Origin of the sequence: Aegicerativicinus sediminis (genome assembly GCF_015476115.1) — a bacterium.
In the GTDB taxonomy this organism is placed as follows: Bacteria; Bacteroidota; Bacteroidia; order Flavobacteriales; family Flavobacteriaceae; genus Aegicerativicinus; species Aegicerativicinus sediminis.
The window spans coordinates 2,584,620-2,599,876 of record NZ_CP064295.1; the positions used below are offsets into that span (position 1 = coordinate 2,584,620).

The window sequence follows — 15,257 nt, forward strand, 5'->3', positions numbered from 1 at the left end:
ACTATCCCTTTTTATTAACGCTTATTTTTTCTTTGGTTGTAGGTCTTTTCTTGATATTTTTTTTACGTCGAACACCATAAGAACCTATGGCAATTTTTCCGCGTCTTGTTTTTTTGTCTCCTTTTCCCATGTCTATTGATTTCGTTCTTTCAATTTTCTTAAAATTACAAAATTGAATTTTTAATCTCAAGTCAGTTAGCTATTGTTTCATCACCATCATCCATATCCACCTTTTATTCATTCTACTACTGAGAAATTGATCGTAGGTACATTACCTCCTCCAAGATTCTCCACTGGCGAACTTTTAGAGCGGGATGTGGACTTTTGTTATGGAAGTTACTATAATAGTCTTTGGCTGTATATTGACGCTATCCATGATATCGGATTTCGATATGATAATAGTAAAGAGGCAGTTAGGGAACGTCAGAAATATTTATGGGACCATAAAATTGGAATTTGTGATATAGTTGAAAGTGCCAATAGAGCAAAAATCGATGCTTCAGATTTGGGTATGGAAGATATAGTTCTGCGGGATGTTATAGGATATCTTAAGTCCTATCCTAATATACATACCTTGCTATTTACGGGCGGAAACAGTAAAAATGGACCGGAATATCATTTTAGGAGACATTTAAAAGACTACGGCAAATCATTAACTCTAGTGAGTGATGAGATTCCACGCATTCATCAATTCTCCCTTGAGGATGAAATGGGTGATTTAAGAAATATTAAAACGGTATCTCTTATTTCAGCCTCGGGTTCTGCAAATAGAGCAATAGGTAGTTTACCATTATACCGTCAATTAAAATCTAAAAACCCTGCATTCAACACCTTCGATTTTCGAGTGATGCAATACATGGAATTTTTATAATTTATGAGAAAGCTTATATTAATGTTTCTCTTGGGTTTCTTTAATGTTTGTTTTACCAAATCCTAAATCTTTGTTCTTGTTTGGTTTTTTAACTTTAGGATTCAATGGCGTCTCTTGTTCCTTTGTGCGTTTAAATTTTTTTTTATCTGTTTTTGTAATTGTCATAACTATTTGATTTTGTAATAGTTATAATACACAAATAAAAAGGGTATTTCACTAAAACTATCTTAAAATTTAGTCTTTAAATGCAAAAATCCCGGTAAAACCGGGATTTAATATTTTTATTTGAAAATACTTAAACAGTAGTATGGTTATTTATACTATCTGCGAATGCTTCAGTTTCTTTTTCTGTTTTGTGTAAAGCATTTTTGGTCTTTCTAGAAAAACTTTTGTAACCGTCTTCGACTGAATGTTTAAAATCATTCATGGAATGCTTAAAGTCATCAGCTAAATCTTTGGTTCCATCAGCTATTTTCTTTCTTGTGTTCTTTCCGTTATCAGGTGCAAATAATAAACCTACAGCGGCTCCCACGGCGGCACCAGCTGCTACTAAACCAGCTAGTAATCCAATATTTTTTACAGTTTTCATAATGTAATATTTTTGATTATATCGTTATTTTCTCCCATTCTAGGGGCTTATATAAGATACGAAATATTAAGGACTTTTAGATTATTCATTATGAAAACTTTAGCATGATTTTTCTGATTTTATAAAATCCTTAAGTTATCCTCTAATTGCACTTATAAAAGAACTGATACCAGCAATTCCTTTATCAGTCAACATCTTAATAAACGCACTCCCAATAATAGCTCCTTTAGAAAATTCGGTTGCCTGTCTAAAGGTCTTTTCATTACTGATACCAAAACCGACAATTTGCGGATTTTTCAAATTTAAGCAATCAATTCTTTTGAAATATTCTGTCTGTTCATTACCAAAACCGTCCTTTGCACCGGTAATACTTGCGCTGCTTACCATATAAATGAAACTATTGGAATTGTCATCAATTTCCTTAATTCGACCGTCACTTGTCTGTGGCGTTATCAACAACACATTTGCTAGATTGTAATTTTCAAATATGGTTTTGTAATCATTTATGTAAACATCTAATGGTAAGTCTGGTATAATTAAGCCATCTATGCCTATTTCCGAGCACTTTTCACAAAACTTCTCGACGCCATACTGCATAATGGGGTTGAAATAACCCATTATCAACAAGGGTATAGTGATAGAAGATCTAACATTTTTAAGTTGTTCGAATAATAGTTCCGTTGTCATTCCATTATCCAATGCCTGTGTTGAACTGGCCTGGATCGTTGGTCCATCTGCTAAGGGATCACTAAATGGCAATCCAATTTCAACTAGATCTACACCACTATCCTGTAATTCGATTAAAATAGGTAAGGTATCACCAAGATTAGGAAAGCCTGCAGTAAAATAAATCGACAATAACTTCTTATCGGCTTTTAAAACGGTATTGATTCTATTCATTGTTGAACTCTTTCGTTAGTTTTTTAAGTATATTTTTTTGTGTATCAGAAAGGTCATTCGCTGTAAAAAGTGAAACGCCAGAAGCTCCTTTCTCCTTAGATATCCTTATGGCTTTTTCTAAATCTTCAGGATCGGATAATGCAGGCATATAGATACCCGCCATAATTGGATAATCTACAGTCTTAACGCCTTGTTCAGCTGCAAACCCTATCCAATTGATGTTTTCTCTATAAAAGTTATGGTATAGCATAGGAAATGCAGTATCCAAGTTCCAATCATTCCAAGCTTGGCGTACCATTTGCCGAGACATTTCTGGAAAAGGGAAGACAGCAGCAGTTAGTTTTTTCTTTTCCGAATGAACCATTTCGGCTATTTCATTAACTAAACTGGTAACGGCATTTAGCCTATATTGGCGCCATTCTGAACTTAATTCAGGATGCTCGTAATTAATAGGATCGACCCCAAAGATTGCTTTATAACCTTCTCTTGCAATAGGATGATAACCATAATCGTATTCTGGCATTTCAGTAGTCTGTACAATATCGTATTTCGGTTGAAGATCGGCACCTAAAATAACGTCTACATAGCGCACATAATCTAAATGTATTGAAGCTAAGCCATCCACGGCCATTAACTTTCGTACATTGTTTTTAATATGCTCCCTTGCTTCAGGATGAAATGGGCTCAACCATTGATAATAATCTACATAGGCTCTTTTTTCTAAAGAATTCTCACCATTTTTATTTACAGAATACCATTCTGGGTGTTTATTTGCTATAGTATCTCCAGGTCGATTAAGCGTCCACATCCACCCATGTATTTTAATACCCTTTTCCTTGGCTATGGGGATAATCTGTTCCAATATTTCCGGAGACCCATTAATCAGCGCCTCCGAGATGCCTACTTCTTTATAACCTTCAAGCCGATTCGCCCACTCTTCTGAATTGAATTCATTGCTAGCACCTGTCCAGGTTGAAAATCTAAAAGCATCCTTTTTATCTATTGATGTGGAGTCGTTTTTAGTTTCTTCAGTTTTTGTGTTGTTTTCTTGACATCCGAAAATAACCATGTAGGCTAGTAAGATCGATAGTGATTTTAATTTATTCATTCTTTTATTGTTAGGAGGCCACTTTGGTTGATTGAATAGGTTTTATTGTTGGCAGAATTTGAATAGGTAAAAAGATATCCTTCCTCACGCCTTATAAATTGAATTGGTATATAATCTTTTTGGTTAATTTTTACTTCATAAAATAACTCGACCTCATCTGATGTTTTTAGATTTTTAAGATTTCCATTCAGAACTTCCCTATACATAGTATACATTGCCTGTTTTACTTCCAAATCCTCTTCATAAGCAAATTTCGGATCTAGATTAGATGTAGAGTCTGAGAATTTAATATATCCCCACTTTTCAGGTTCGTGCATATTAATTACTTTTTGGTTGCTCCATACCCAATTGTATTCTTTTTTATACTCTCCACCTTCCATTTTCCGGTTATATCGGTTTTCAACCAAATCAAAATCCCAATTGACCCTAGAAAAATTAAGTCGCCAAATATCACCTTCTTTAGGTGGTAAAGAATCATATTTAAGTGCAGACAAAGGTTTTATTGGTATGGCCATTTCTACGGACCATAAAGAGTCGATGTCCTTAGGATTATTTAATGTCCCATAAATATGTACAGCCGTTTTAATGTTTTCTAAATTCCATGAATCTTCAGCCTTGCCACCAGCTCGATATGGCTTTGGTAAACGCAGATCCCAAACTGTATTTAAAGCATTTATTTCAATTTCTCCATAATTCATGGTTGTGCCCGATGGATCTATGAAAACCTCAAAATCATTGTTGTAGAAAATGACAGTATCGCGTTGTTTTAATGTCGCCCAAATGTGTGGCTCTTCTAGTTCGGCATACACGTATAAGAAATTATCATCCCAAAGCAGTTTTGCTCTAGTTTTATATTTTGGGGTTTTAGCACCTTCAATATCAATAAAATAATTTGTGAACCTAGAATTATCGTATGACTGTTCATTTGCTAAACCATCGATGTAGATTGTATCATTAGTTCTTGGTACCTCGTAGAATTTTGGAGTAACCAGTAATTCTGAAATATCTATTTTTTGTATGTCCGAACCTGAAGTTTCAGGTTTACAACTAATTAGAATATTCAAAAAAAATATATAATGAATTAACCTCATTATAGTTTGAAATAATTGATATAAGTATTTAAATCTTTATCTCCTCGACCGGATAGATTAACAACAACAATCTCATTTTCCTGAAATTCTCTTTTTTCGAGTACGGCCAAGGCATGTGCTGTTTCTATAGCAGGTATAATGCCTTCCAATTTACTTAGTATCATTCCAGCTGACATGGCTTCATCATCCGTTATCGAATGAAATTCTGCCCTTCCAGATTTATATAGGTGAGCGTGTAATGGCCCAACTCCAGGATAGTCTAAACCTGCCGAAATAGAATATGGTTCTGTAATTTGCCCATCATCAGTTTGCATTAAAAGGGTTCTGCTACCATGTATAATCCCCTCATGACCTAGTACGGAGGTTGCCGCACTTTCTCCTGTATCTATCCCTTTTCCGGCAGCCTCCACTGCTATTAGGTTAACATTTTCATTATCTAAGTAATGATAAAATGCACCAGCAGCATTACTTCCGCCTCCAACACATGCAATAACATGATTTGGATTTTCAGTACCTTCCTGTTCCATTAGCTGCCATTTCATTTCTTCAGATATTACAGATTGAAATCTAGCAACCATATCCGGATAGGGGTGAGGACCAACAACACTTCCAATGATATAGTGTGTTTCTACGGGGTTATTTATCCAATCGCGAATGGCCTCATTGGTAGCATCCTTTAAGGTTTTACTCCCAGAAGTTGCAGGGATAACTTTTGCTCCAAGCATTTTCATCCTAGCAACATTAGGTGCCTGCCTGGCAATGTCAATCTCTCCCATATAGACGATACATTCAATTCCCATAAGCGCACAGACAGTTGCAGTAGCAACACCATGTTGACCCGCGCCAGTTTCCGCAATTATTCGGTTTTTTCCAAGCCGCTTAGCCATTAAAATTTGGCCAATTGTATTGTTTACTTTGTGTGCACCTGTATGGTTGAGATCTTCGCGCTTTAGATAAACCTTTGTGTTGTATTTTTCTGAAAGACGTTTTGCAAAATAAAGAGGAGAAGGACGACCAACATAATCTTTTAAAAGTTGTTGGAATTCCTTTTTGAAGTCCTCCTGAGACATAATGTCTAAATAATTTTTTCGTAACTCCTCAACGTTTGGATAGAGCATTTCTGGAATGAAAGCCCCGCCAAATTCTCCGTAATATCCTTTTTCGTTTACATTGAATCCCATAATTCAAGAATAAATTGTTTTAGTAATGTTGGATTTTTTAATCCTGGTTTTATTTCGAATTGACTATTGACATCTATGCCATAGCATTTATTTGAAATCTCTGAATTGAAGAACATTTTAATGTCCAATATCTGTTCTACTCCGATTCCCCCACTCAAAAAGAATGGCTTGTCTGAGTTATAGGTATTTAAAACATTCCAATCGAAAACATATCCATTGCCCCCGGGTCGTTTACCTTTGGTGTCAAATAAAAAGAAATCGCAAAATGCTTCATATGGTTTTAAAACTGAAAAATCGAATTCATCTTTTATAGAAAACACTTTTAAGATTTCTACCAAAGGAAAATCAGAACGTAACTCTTTGCATAGCTCAGGAGTTTCATTTCCATGTAATTGCACTGCATGAAATTTATGTTCTTCTATCAATTCTGAAATTTGAGCTTTTGAAGCATTGACGAAAACAGCCGTTTTTTTAATTTCTGAATTTATTTTAGGGATCGATCCACTAAAATTCCTTGGGCTATCGGGATAAAAAATAAAACCCAAATAATCTGGTCCAAGGGCTGAAACCTCCTGTATATTTTCAGGATATTTCATTCCACAGATTTTAAGTTTTATATTTTTCGGAATTGACACTAATAATTCTCGTATAAATTGCTCATAAATTCTTTTGCTGCCTTACCTGCATCGTCCGTCTTCATAAAGTTTTCACCAATTAGATAGCCTTTATATCCAAATTCTGAAAGTTCTTTGATGGCCCTTATATTACTGATGCCACTTTCAGAAACCTTCGTAAAATCATCAGGTATTAATTTTGAAAGGGCTTTACTGATTTCCAGATTGACCTCAAAAGTCTTTAGGTTTCTATTGTTTACACCCATCATATCTATGTTGGGCATTAAGCATTTCTTTAATTCGTCTTCATTATGAACTTCCATGAGAACTTCCATTCCCAAACTTTTTGCTTGCTTAGAAAAGTCTATAATCTCATTTTTGGATAGAATTGATGCAATTAATAAAATCACATCGGCTCCATAGGCTTTGGCTTCGGTAATTTGATAAGATTCTATTATGAATTCTTTTCGCAATAATGGTAAATCGCAACTGGCACGGGCCAACATTAAATCTGTTAAGGACCCGCCGAAATATTTTCCATCAGTCAGTACTGACATTCCACATGCGCCAGCATTTTCATATCCTCTAGCCACATCGAAGACGTTCAAACTCAGGTTTATGACCGATTTTGAAGGAGACCTACGTTTATGCTCGGCTATAATACCATAGGTGCTATTTTCAATATTGTCTCTTAATGAAATAGTTTCTCTGTCGAACAACGGAAATTTTTCTAACTCCTTTTCAGAGACCATAGATTTTTTTAAATCAACCTCTGTTTTTTTATCTGCTACAATTTTATCTAAAATGTTCATGAAGCTTTACTTAAGTTTATTAATTCAACAAAAGCGTTTTTTGCATTTCCGCTTTCCAATGAATATTTTGCATCGTCCATACTTTCCAAATATCCTTTACCCGTTGCCGTCGCAATAGCCACTGCGGCATTGGCACAAACCACATTTTTTTGAGCTTCTGTTGCCTCATTATCTAAAACGGACATAAATATTTTGGCGGCCGATTCAATGGAGTCACCACCATAAATTTCCTGCATAGATAGTGATTGTAAATTTAAGTCCCCCGGGGTTAATAGCCGCTCTCCCTTATCGTGACTCATAATTTTAGAATCGCCAGTTAAAGAGATTTCATCATACCCATCCAGGGCATATACAATAGAATACTTCTTGTTTGTGTTCTCATACAGATATCCATATAACCTAAGTAATTCTAAACTGAACACACCTACCATTTGGTTCTTAGGGAATGCAGGATTCACCATTGGCCCAAGCATATTAAAGAACGTTTTTACACCTAATTCTCTCCTTATTGGAGCGACATGTTTCATTGCTGGGTGAAATAAAGGGGCATGAAGTATACATATACCTGCCTTATCCATTGATCTTTTTAAGAAATCCTGATCTGATGTGAATTTAATTCCTAGGTATTCCAAAACATTGGAAGACCCACAGGCTGAGGAAACACCATAATTACCATGTTTTGTAACAGGGACACCTGCTCCAGCGGTAACAAAGGAGGCCAGTGTTGAAACATTAAAGGTGTTTTTTCCGTCCCCACCTGTGCCACATAAATCGATTGTTTCAATTCCGTCGAATTCCACCGGAATACACAGTTCTAAAAGTGCATCCCTAAATCCCTTTAACTCCTCAATGGTGATGCTACGCATCATATAAACTGTTAAAAAAGAAGCAATCTGACTGCTATTGTATTCACCTTTTGAGATTTTAACTAAAGCATTCTTGGCCTCTTCAGTAGAAATGTATTCTTGATTAATGAGTCTTGTTAATAATTCTTTCATCTTCCTTCGTTTAACATAATTTCAACCAATTTTCAAGAATTTGTTTTCCGTTTGGTGTGAGTACCGATTCTGGATGGTACTGGACCCCACGAATATTATAGAATTTGTGTCTTATAGACATTATTTGTCCTTGTTTATCAATCGATGTTACCTCTAAAACCTCAGGAAAGGTGTTCTGGTCAATAACCCAAGAATGATACCTGCCAATTTGGAATTCACTTTCTAATCCAGTAAACATTGGATCATCATCAACCGTTAATTGCACTTCTGTAGAGACCCCATGAAATACCTTTGAAAGATTAATCAAATGTCCACCATAAACCTCACCAATGGCCTGTTGCCCCAAACAGACACCCAGTATAGGTTTGGTCGGGCCATATCTCTCAATTATAGGCTTTAATAAGCCGGCCTCATCAGGAATTCCTGGACCAGGTGATAAAACAATGCGATCGTATTCTTCCGGCTCATGCATTTCAAGTTGATCATTTCGTTTTACCGTTACATCACATTCCAAATCCTCCAAATAATGGACAAGATTATAAGTAAAACTATCGTAATTATCTATAACTAAAATACGTTTCATGTTATATAGATTGTGCCAATTCTATGGCTTTATTGAGAGCTCCCAGTTTATTGTATACTTCCTGTAATTCATTTTCTGGTTTGGATTCTGAAACCATTCCAGCTCCTGCCTGCCAATGTAGTTCATGATTTTTACTTAAAAATGTACGTATCATTATGGCATGGTTAAAATTGCCGTGGAAATCCATAAATCCAATAGCACCTCCATAAAATTCGCGACTTGTTTTCTCATAGCGTTCAATGAGTTGCAGGGCCATATGTTTTGGTGCACCGCTCAATGTTCCAGCCGGGAAAGTATCTGCTACTACTTGCATAGTCGAGATTTTATCATTTTTAAAACCAGTAACTTTACTTACCAAATGAATAACATGAGAGAAAAATTGAACCTCCCTATATGTCTCAACCTTAACGTCACGTCCATTTCTACTTAGGTCGTTTCTTGCCAAGTCAACAAGCATAACGTGTTCACTATTTTCTTTTTCGTCTTCAGACAGTTGCCTTGCTAGTGTTGCGTCTTGTTCATCATTCCCCGTACGCTTAAAAGTCCCTGCAATTGGGTGTATTTCAGTTTTTCCATTAGCCACAATTAATTGAGCTTCCGGAGAACTTCCAAAAATCTTGAAATTTCCATAATCAAAATAGAACAGATAGGGTGAGGGGTTAATACTTCTTAATGCCCTGTAGACATTAAATTCGTCTCCTTTAAATGATTTACTAAATTTTCTTGATAAAACTAGCTGGAAAACATCACCGCGCGCGCAATGTTTTTTGGCTAGGGCAACATGTTCCAAAAACTCTTCATCTGTAAGATTACTTGTGGTTTCTCCTTCAGTCCTAAAATTAAATGTGGCATAATTTCTAGATTGGATGAGATGTAAAAGAGCATCTAAGTTGTCCTCGGTATTGTAACAATGTGCAAAAACATAAGCTTCATTTTTAAAATGGTTGATAGCTATAATGTTTTGGTAAACTGAATATATTAAATCTGGAACTCCTAAATAACCTATTTTTTTGGAAATAGTTACATCTTCAAAATACCTAACCGTATCGTACCCGGTATAGCCAAATATTCCATTATAAATAAATTTGAAATCAGATAGTGTCTCCACTGCAAAACTATCAACGAATTCCTGAATTTCATCTACGATTTTTGACTTGTCTGAAAGCTTTTTTGTTCGATTAGTGCCATCTGGATAAGAAGAAATCAGCTCATCATTCTTAAGTTCAATTGAAGCAATGGGATTACAACAGATGTAAGAAAAGCTATTGTCCGAGGTATGGTAATCACTACTTTCTAGTAATATGCTATTTGGGTATCGATCCCTAATTTTGAGATAAACGCTTACCGGTGTTAAGGTATCGGCAAGTACTTTGGTGTAATGTGTTTTAAGATGATATGTTGCCATATGCGCTATTTAATTAAAAAAGGCCTGTCGTGAAAGACAAGCCTTGATATTTTGAATTAATACAAAAAGGATATGCTTCACGCTTCAAAATTGCGATAGCACCACCACCATGTATTAACTGATTTATTCATCTGATTTTATTGTTGCCTCAAATATAGAAATGAATTTTATGTTTGCAAATTTTTGATTTTAAATATTTCAATTTTTATTTGGTCCAATAAAAAAACCCTGCCAAATAAGGGTTTGGCAGGGTTCTAATAAATAGAAGCTATTAATCCTATTAGTCAGTTAAAGAATATAAAGGTCGGTTAGTTAGAAATCCCATTAACGGTACTAATAATATTTAAAATTCTCTCATTTTACTTAAGAGAATATTAAGTTCATTTAATTCATTTTCGGAAAAACTAGAACAAATTTCATTTTCAATTTCATCCACCAAAGGGTCTAATATCTCTAATAGTTTTAGACCATTATCAGTAATTGAAATTTGAACTTTCCTTCGGTTTTCCGTAGAAATTCTACGTGTTACCAAATCTTTCCTGATCAATTTGTCAACCAATCGAGTGGTATTGCTCATCCTCGTTACCATTCTTTTCTGAAGGTCTTGAAGATTTGTTTCCTTTCCTTTTTGCCCTCTTAAAATCCGCAGCACATTAAATTGCTCCATGGAAATATCATGGTTCTTTATGCTATCGGTCCACTTATCCCTTACCCTTGAGTAGGTATAAAATAGGTTTATAACAGTTTTTCGATTGAGGGGAAGAGGGGAGGAAACTTGCAAGAGCTCGCTTAACTCCATATACAACGTTTGTATATACAAATATAAGAATATTGCTTTAACCCTTTCTATTAATTTCAGTTTTATAATGTTTTGTTAAAAACTAATTGGCACGGAAGGAGATTTTTATTTTTAGGTATGAAACATAGTCTACTCGTACTTGTATTAATTCTCTTTTTAGTTTGTTGCAAAGAATCTGGAGATCAAACTATTGTGGGTAAGGAGACCTCTAAAAATCAAGTGGAGGAAACTTCTAAAACTACATCCAATTTCTCTTTTGAAATTGTAGATTTTAATGGGCTTAAACCGTATTTATCAACTGATAACGATTCTATTTATGTTGTAAATTTTTGGGCTACTTGGTGTAAGCCTTGCGTTAAAGAGATGCCTTATTTCCAGAGACTAGCAAAAGAATACAGTTCAAAAAAAGTGAAACTTCTTTTAGTTAGCCTAGATTTTCCTAACAAATATGAATCGCTTTTACAGCCTTTTATCGAAGAAAATAATATTGACAGTGAAGTTATTGCGCTGAATGATCCGAATTCTAATGCTTGGATCCCACAAATAGATGAATCTTGGTCTGGAGCTATTCCCGCAACAATAATTTTCAATAAAGATGAGCGTAAATTTTACGAACAGTCTTTTACCTACGAAGAATTAGAAAATCAATTAAAATCCGTAATAAACAATTAAACACATTAAGTTATGAAAACAGTTATGATTTTTCTCGCACTTATGGTTGGAGGTTTCCTATGCGATGCTCCAGTAAGTGAAGGGTATGATATCGGTGATAAAGCCACTGATTTTAAATTGGAAAATATCAATGGAAAGATGGTATCCTTATCGGATTATAAGGATGCAAAGGGATATATTGTGATTTTTACCTGTAATACCTGTCCATATGCACAGGCTTATGAAGATAGGATAATTGCTTTGGATAAAAAATATGCCTCAAAGGGATATCCCGTAATTGCCATTATGCCAAATAACACTGCGGCCAAACCGGGAGATAATATGGATGCCATGAAAACTAGGGCAAAAGAAAAGGGTTTTACATTTCCTTATTTAATTGACAAGGAACAAAAAATTTATCCCCAATATGGAGCTACAAAGACTCCGCATGTATATGTTTTGGAGAAAACTAAGGCAGGTAACATAGTTAAGTATATAGGTGCTATTGATGATAATTACCAAGATGCATCATCAGTTAATACAACCTATGTTGAAAATGCTGTTGATGCCTTGTTAAATGGAGAGCAAGTAAAAGAAACCAAAACTCGCGCAATAGGTTGTTCCATAAAGGCCTAAGTTTAGAAATAAAAATTTTAACAATCCGGGGTGTAACGCTTCGGATTTTTTTTCGTCTTTATATTAAAGAAATGTTAATTTTGCATCGAAACTTATTAGTAATTCAATGGCAGATTTAACACAAGATGAATGGGTAGAACAACTGAATAGCGCTGATGATGCGATGATTCTAGATATTCGAACCACTGAAGAGGTAGAAGCGGGACATATTCCCAATTCTGTTCAGCTTGATATATATAAAGGACAAGAATTTATTGACGCTTTAGAGGAATTGGATAAATCTAAGACTTACTTTCTTTACTGCCGATCGGGTGCTCGTAGCGCTCAGGCTTGTAAACTGATGGAACAACTAGGTTTTGATAAAACTTTTAATCTATTAGGAGGTATTTTAGAATGGCGAGGAGAAATTGAAGTAGGATAATAATTTAATATTCATTACGTTAACATTAGATAAAATTTGGTGATTACCTATGGTTAGATTGTCAAGATTAGTTATAGGATTTTTAAGTTTCCTTCTAATATTAGGTTGTATGCAAAGCAAAACAACCGAAGTTAAAGTTGTATCGCCAGACGAAATGGAAGCGATTTTGAATTTGGAGGAAGTTCAATTAGTAGATGTTCGAACTTCTGATGAATTTGCTGTAGAATCTATTCCTGGATCACAAAATATCGATTTTGAATCCCCAACCTTTGAAGAGGATATTGATAAATTAGATAAGACCAAGCCCGTTCTTCTTTATTGTAATGCCGGTAAACAAAGTGCCAAATGCGCAAAAAAACTGTTGGATGCTGGCTTCATAAAAATTTATGATTTGGAGGGAGGCATTACGAAATGGAAATATAAAGGAGGACATATAAAGCAACGATCTTAAAATTTAGATTAGAACCAGCAATTGCTGGTTTTTTTATGACTTTAATTTTGTGATAGCTTTAAGGCTTCTTTCTTATTCTTCTTATATTTTTGTTCTATAACTAAACCTTTTCGTCATCCCAGACGTTCTTATGATTTACAAATGGTAAGATTTACACTTTCCTTGTTCGTTGCTATCGTATTTACTTTTTCAGGAAACGGACAAATACTTGACCCTGTAAAATGGGAAAGCTCAGTTGAAAAAATAAATGACTCAACCTACAAATTAATTTCAGTTGCACACATAGATGATGGCTGGCATCTCTATTCACAAAGTGTTCCGGAAAATGGTCCTATACCGACCACCTTTTCTTATCCAGAATCGGATAGCATAAAACTTTTAAATGAAACTATTGAAGATATAGGAACAACTGTCATGGATCCCGTTTTCAATATGGAAATTAAATATTTTGATGAAACTGCGAAATTCGAACAGACTGTAGTTGTTAGTGGGGATGTTTCAAATTCAATTACTGCCGAGGTAGAATATATGGTTTGTGATGAAAGCCGATGCTTACCTCCAACTTATAAGGATTTGGTTTTTCAATTAAGCAATGACACTAAATCCTCGTCAATAGATTTTAATACAATTGATGACAATTCAGTAAAAGATTCGGTGCTTAATTCGACCGCTGATTCTGAAGAATTTACACTTCCTTCTGAGGAACCAAAAAAAGGGCTTTGGGCTATTTTTATTATAGCTTTTTTATCTGGATTTGTCGCCTTACTTACTCCTTGTGTTTTTCCAATGATTCCAATGACAGTAAGCTTCTTTATTAAGCAAAGTCCAACCAAAGCTACAGGAATTAAAAATGCAGTTATTTATGGGCTTTCCATAGTAGTGATATATGTAGTGTTAGGTACACTGGTTACTTGGATTTTTGGAGCAGATTCTTTAAATGCTTTAGCCACCAATGTTTGGTTCAATCTAGTTTTCTTTTTGATTTTAGTGGTATTTGCTATATCCTTCTTGGGGGCTTTTGAAATTGTGCTGCCAAGTTCGTGGGCTAATAAAGTTGACGCTCAAGCCGATAGAGGAGGTTACGTTGGAATATTTTTTATGGCTTTGGCATTGGCGATTGTATCTTTCAGTTGCACTGGCCCCATTGTTGGAACGCTTTTGGTTGAGGCCGCCTCTAAAGGAGGATTGGCCCCTGTAATAGGAATGCTCGGGTTTTCTTTAGCAATTGCAATTCCTTTTGCATTGTTTGCCGCATTTCCAGGCTGGATGAATTCGTTGCCAAAATCAGGAGGATGGCTTAACACTGTTAAGGTGGTTTTGGGATTTTTGGAATTGGCACTTGCCTTCAAGTTTTTATCTCAGGCAGATCTTGTTTTACAGCTTCATTTACTTGAAAGAGAGGTCTTTTTAGCGATATGGATTGCTATTTTTGGAACATTGGCTTTTTATTTGTTTGGTAAAATCACTTTGCCTCATGATTCGCCATTATCGCATATTTCCGTTGGTAGATTATCTTTAGGACTATTGACTTTGTCTTTTACAATATATTTGATTCCAGGTCTTTGGGGTGCACCTTTAAAACTCATTAGCGCTTTTCCTCCCCCAATTGAATATAGTGAATCTCCTTATGGTGTAGGGAATAGTCTAAATAGTGGTTTAATTAATTCACATGCAGATGGTGATCTGCCGGATGGGGCACATTATTTACCCCCTCATCAGATTCTTGCTTTTAATGATTATGATAAAGGATTAGCTTATGCCAAAACAGTTAATAAACCGGTTTTGCTTGATTTTACAGGATGGGCATGTGTAAATTGCAGAAAAATGGAGCAGAATGTTTGGGTTGATGATCAAGTACTTTCCATTTTAAAGAATGATGTTGTATTGGTATCGTTATATGTTGATGACAAGCGACCTTTAGACGAAAATGAAGTGTTGGATTCAAAATTACGACCCGGGAAAAAATTGAAATATATAGGCCAAAAGTGGAGTGAGTTTCAGGCTGTTCGATATAAAACGAATACTCAACCTTTTTATGTTTTATTAAATAAAGAGGAAGCTAATCTAGTTCCACCAATTGGATACACCCCAGATGCAGATAATTTTGAGAATTGGTTAAGGGCAGGGATTTCAAATTATTAATCCCT

At 35.2% G+C, this 15,257-nt stretch carries 19 protein-coding genes; 6 read left to right on the forward strand and 13 right to left on the reverse strand.

Features of this window, described 5'->3' with window-relative positions; genetic code table 11:
* Position 1: 1 nt before the first annotated feature.
* Complete coding sequence (locus ISU00_RS11205; RefSeq protein WP_228850748.1) at positions 2-130, reverse strand: 30S ribosomal protein THX; 129 nt, start codon at positions 128-130, stop codon at positions 2-4.
* Positions 131-202: 72 nt separating this feature from the next.
* On the opposite strand from ISU00_RS11205, the gene ISU00_RS11210 reads away from it, so the two are divergent.
* A complete protein-coding gene (locus ISU00_RS11210) occupies positions 203-871 on the forward strand; it encodes a uracil-DNA glycosylase family protein (protein ID WP_228850749.1) in 669 nt (222 codons plus the stop codon).
* Between the two features lie 18 nt (positions 872-889).
* Here ISU00_RS11210 and ISU00_RS11215 read toward each other — a convergent pair whose 3' ends face one another.
* The 12 genes from ISU00_RS11215 to ISU00_RS11270 form a co-directional block, all read right to left on the reverse strand.
* On the reverse strand, positions 890-1,036 hold the full coding sequence (locus ISU00_RS11215; RefSeq protein WP_228850750.1) for a hypothetical protein: 147 nt from the start codon (positions 1,034-1,036) through the stop codon (positions 890-892).
* A gap of 130 nt (positions 1,037-1,166) precedes the next feature.
* On the reverse strand, positions 1,167-1,460 hold the full coding sequence (locus ISU00_RS11220) for a YtxH domain-containing protein (protein ID WP_228850751.1): 294 nt from the start codon (positions 1,458-1,460) through the stop codon (positions 1,167-1,169).
* A gap of 135 nt (positions 1,461-1,595) precedes the next feature.
* Positions 1,596-2,360, reverse strand: coding sequence for a tryptophan synthase subunit alpha (gene trpA, locus ISU00_RS11225; RefSeq protein ID WP_228850752.1), 765 nt, complete (start codon positions 2,358-2,360; stop codon positions 1,596-1,598).
* Positions 2,353-3,468 carry a family 10 glycosylhydrolase gene (locus ISU00_RS11230; protein ID WP_228850753.1) on the reverse strand — a complete coding sequence of 372 codons (1,116 nt, stop codon included), beginning with the start codon at positions 3,466-3,468 and terminating at the stop codon, positions 2,353-2,355. The genes trpA and ISU00_RS11230 overlap by 8 nt, the downstream gene beginning before the upstream one ends.
* Positions 3,465-4,559, reverse strand: coding sequence for a carbohydrate-binding family 9-like protein (locus ISU00_RS11235; protein ID WP_228850754.1), 1,095 nt, complete (start codon positions 4,557-4,559; stop codon positions 3,465-3,467). Before ISU00_RS11235 ends, ISU00_RS11230 begins: the two co-directional genes overlap by 4 nt.
* The gene (gene trpB / locus ISU00_RS11240) at positions 4,559-5,740 is read right to left on the reverse strand and encodes a tryptophan synthase subunit beta (RefSeq protein WP_228850755.1); all 1,182 of its coding nucleotides are present in this window, start codon (positions 5,738-5,740) and stop codon (positions 4,559-4,561) included. Before trpB ends, ISU00_RS11235 begins: the two co-directional genes overlap by 1 nt.
* Positions 5,725-6,336 carry a phosphoribosylanthranilate isomerase gene (locus tag ISU00_RS11245; RefSeq protein ID WP_228850756.1) on the reverse strand — a complete coding sequence of 204 codons (612 nt, stop codon included), beginning with the start codon at positions 6,334-6,336 and terminating at the stop codon, positions 5,725-5,727. Before ISU00_RS11245 ends, trpB begins: the two co-directional genes overlap by 16 nt.
* Before the next feature lie 38 nt (positions 6,337-6,374).
* A complete protein-coding gene (gene trpC, locus ISU00_RS11250) occupies positions 6,375-7,166 on the reverse strand; it encodes an indole-3-glycerol phosphate synthase TrpC (protein ID WP_228850757.1) in 792 nt (263 codons plus the stop codon).
* On the reverse strand, positions 7,163-8,164 hold the full coding sequence (gene trpD, locus ISU00_RS11255) for an anthranilate phosphoribosyltransferase (RefSeq protein ID WP_228850758.1): 1,002 nt from the start codon (positions 8,162-8,164) through the stop codon (positions 7,163-7,165). The genes trpC and trpD overlap by 4 nt, the downstream gene beginning before the upstream one ends.
* Before the next feature lie 10 nt (positions 8,165-8,174).
* Positions 8,175-8,747: an anthranilate synthase component II gene (locus ISU00_RS11260; protein WP_228850759.1), complete on the reverse strand. Its 573-nt coding sequence runs from the start codon at positions 8,745-8,747 to the stop codon at positions 8,175-8,177.
* Between the two features lies 1 nt (position 8,748).
* Complete coding sequence (locus ISU00_RS11265; RefSeq protein ID WP_228850760.1) at positions 8,749-10,152, reverse strand: anthranilate synthase component I family protein; 1,404 nt, start codon at positions 10,150-10,152, stop codon at positions 8,749-8,751.
* 343 nt (positions 10,153-10,495) lie between these two features.
* Entirely contained in the window at positions 10,496-10,951 is a 456-nt protein-coding gene (locus tag ISU00_RS11270; RefSeq protein ID WP_228850761.1) for a MarR family winged helix-turn-helix transcriptional regulator, read from the reverse strand.
* A 117-nt stretch (positions 10,952-11,068) separates the two neighbouring features.
* Here ISU00_RS11270 and ISU00_RS11275 point away from each other — a divergent pair, with 117 nt between their 5' ends.
* The 5 genes from ISU00_RS11275 to ISU00_RS11295 all read left to right on the forward strand — a co-directional run bounded on the left by ISU00_RS11275 (position 11,069) and on the right by ISU00_RS11295 (position 15,252).
* A complete protein-coding gene (locus ISU00_RS11275) occupies positions 11,069-11,623 on the forward strand; it encodes a TlpA family protein disulfide reductase (protein ID WP_228850762.1) in 555 nt (184 codons plus the stop codon).
* 12 nt (positions 11,624-11,635) lie between these two features.
* The gene (locus ISU00_RS11280; RefSeq protein ID WP_228850763.1) at positions 11,636-12,238 is read left to right on the forward strand and encodes a thioredoxin family protein; all 603 of its coding nucleotides are present in this window, start codon (positions 11,636-11,638) and stop codon (positions 12,236-12,238) included.
* 106 nt (positions 12,239-12,344) lie between these two features.
* Positions 12,345-12,659 carry a rhodanese-like domain-containing protein gene (locus ISU00_RS11285; protein WP_228850764.1) on the forward strand — a complete coding sequence of 105 codons (315 nt, stop codon included), beginning with the start codon at positions 12,345-12,347 and terminating at the stop codon, positions 12,657-12,659.
* Between the two features lie 109 nt (positions 12,660-12,768).
* Positions 12,769-13,110, forward strand: coding sequence for a rhodanese-like domain-containing protein (locus tag ISU00_RS11290; RefSeq protein WP_228850765.1), 342 nt, complete (start codon positions 12,769-12,771; stop codon positions 13,108-13,110).
* 141 nt (positions 13,111-13,251) lie between these two features.
* On the forward strand, positions 13,252-15,252 hold the full coding sequence (locus ISU00_RS11295) for a protein-disulfide reductase DsbD family protein (RefSeq protein ID WP_228850766.1): 2,001 nt from the start codon (positions 13,252-13,254) through the stop codon (positions 15,250-15,252).
* The last annotated feature ends 5 nt before the right edge of the window (positions 15,253-15,257 follow it).

Excerpts from the sequence above, each read along its gene's own strand:
- ISU00_RS11295 (WP_228850766.1), top strand. The coding sequence starts at position 13,252 with ATGGTAAGATTTACACTTTCCTTGTTCGTTGCTATCGTATTTACTTTT.
- ISU00_RS11290 (WP_228850765.1), top strand. The coding sequence starts at position 12,769 with ATGCAAAGCAAAACAACCGAAGTTAAAGTTGTATCGCCAGACGAAATG.
- ISU00_RS11275 (WP_228850762.1), top strand. The coding sequence starts at position 11,069 with ATGAAACATAGTCTACTCGTACTTGTATTAATTCTCTTTTTAGTTTGT.
- ISU00_RS11215 (WP_228850750.1), bottom strand. The coding sequence starts at position 1,036 with ATGACAATTACAAAAACAGATAAAAAAAAATTTAAACGCACAAAGGAA.
- trpC (WP_228850757.1), bottom strand. The coding sequence starts at position 7,166 with ATGAACATTTTAGATAAAATTGTAGCAGATAAAAAAACAGAGGTTGAT.
- ISU00_RS11265 (WP_228850760.1), bottom strand. The coding sequence starts at position 10,152 with ATGGCAACATATCATCTTAAAACACATTACACCAAAGTACTTGCCGAT.
- ISU00_RS11235 (WP_228850754.1), bottom strand. The coding sequence starts at position 4,559 with ATGAGGTTAATTCATTATATATTTTTTTTGAATATTCTAATTAGTTGT.
- ISU00_RS11260 (WP_228850759.1), bottom strand. The coding sequence starts at position 8,747 with ATGAAACGTATTTTAGTTATAGATAATTACGATAGTTTTACTTATAAT.
- trpB (WP_228850755.1), bottom strand. The coding sequence starts at position 5,740 with ATGGGATTCAATGTAAACGAAAAAGGATATTACGGAGAATTTGGCGGG.
- ISU00_RS11245 (WP_228850756.1), bottom strand. The coding sequence starts at position 6,336 with ATGAAATATCCTGAAAATATACAGGAGGTTTCAGCCCTTGGACCAGAT.
- trpD (WP_228850758.1), bottom strand. The coding sequence starts at position 8,164 with ATGAAAGAATTATTAACAAGACTCATTAATCAAGAATACATTTCTACT.
- trpA (WP_228850752.1), bottom strand. The coding sequence starts at position 2,360 with ATGAATAGAATCAATACCGTTTTAAAAGCCGATAAGAAGTTATTGTCG.
- ISU00_RS11280 (WP_228850763.1), top strand. The coding sequence starts at position 11,636 with ATGAAAACAGTTATGATTTTTCTCGCACTTATGGTTGGAGGTTTCCTA.
- ISU00_RS11220 (WP_228850751.1), bottom strand. The coding sequence starts at position 1,460 with ATGAAAACTGTAAAAAATATTGGATTACTAGCTGGTTTAGTAGCAGCT.
- ISU00_RS11270 (WP_228850761.1), bottom strand. The coding sequence starts at position 10,951 with ATGGAGTTAAGCGAGCTCTTGCAAGTTTCCTCCCCTCTTCCCCTCAAT.
- ISU00_RS11285 (WP_228850764.1), top strand. The coding sequence starts at position 12,345 with ATGGCAGATTTAACACAAGATGAATGGGTAGAACAACTGAATAGCGCT.
- ISU00_RS11205 (WP_228850748.1), bottom strand. The coding sequence starts at position 130 with ATGGGAAAAGGAGACAAAAAAACAAGACGCGGAAAAATTGCCATAGGT.
- ISU00_RS11230 (WP_228850753.1), bottom strand. The coding sequence starts at position 3,468 with ATGAATAAATTAAAATCACTATCGATCTTACTAGCCTACATGGTTATT.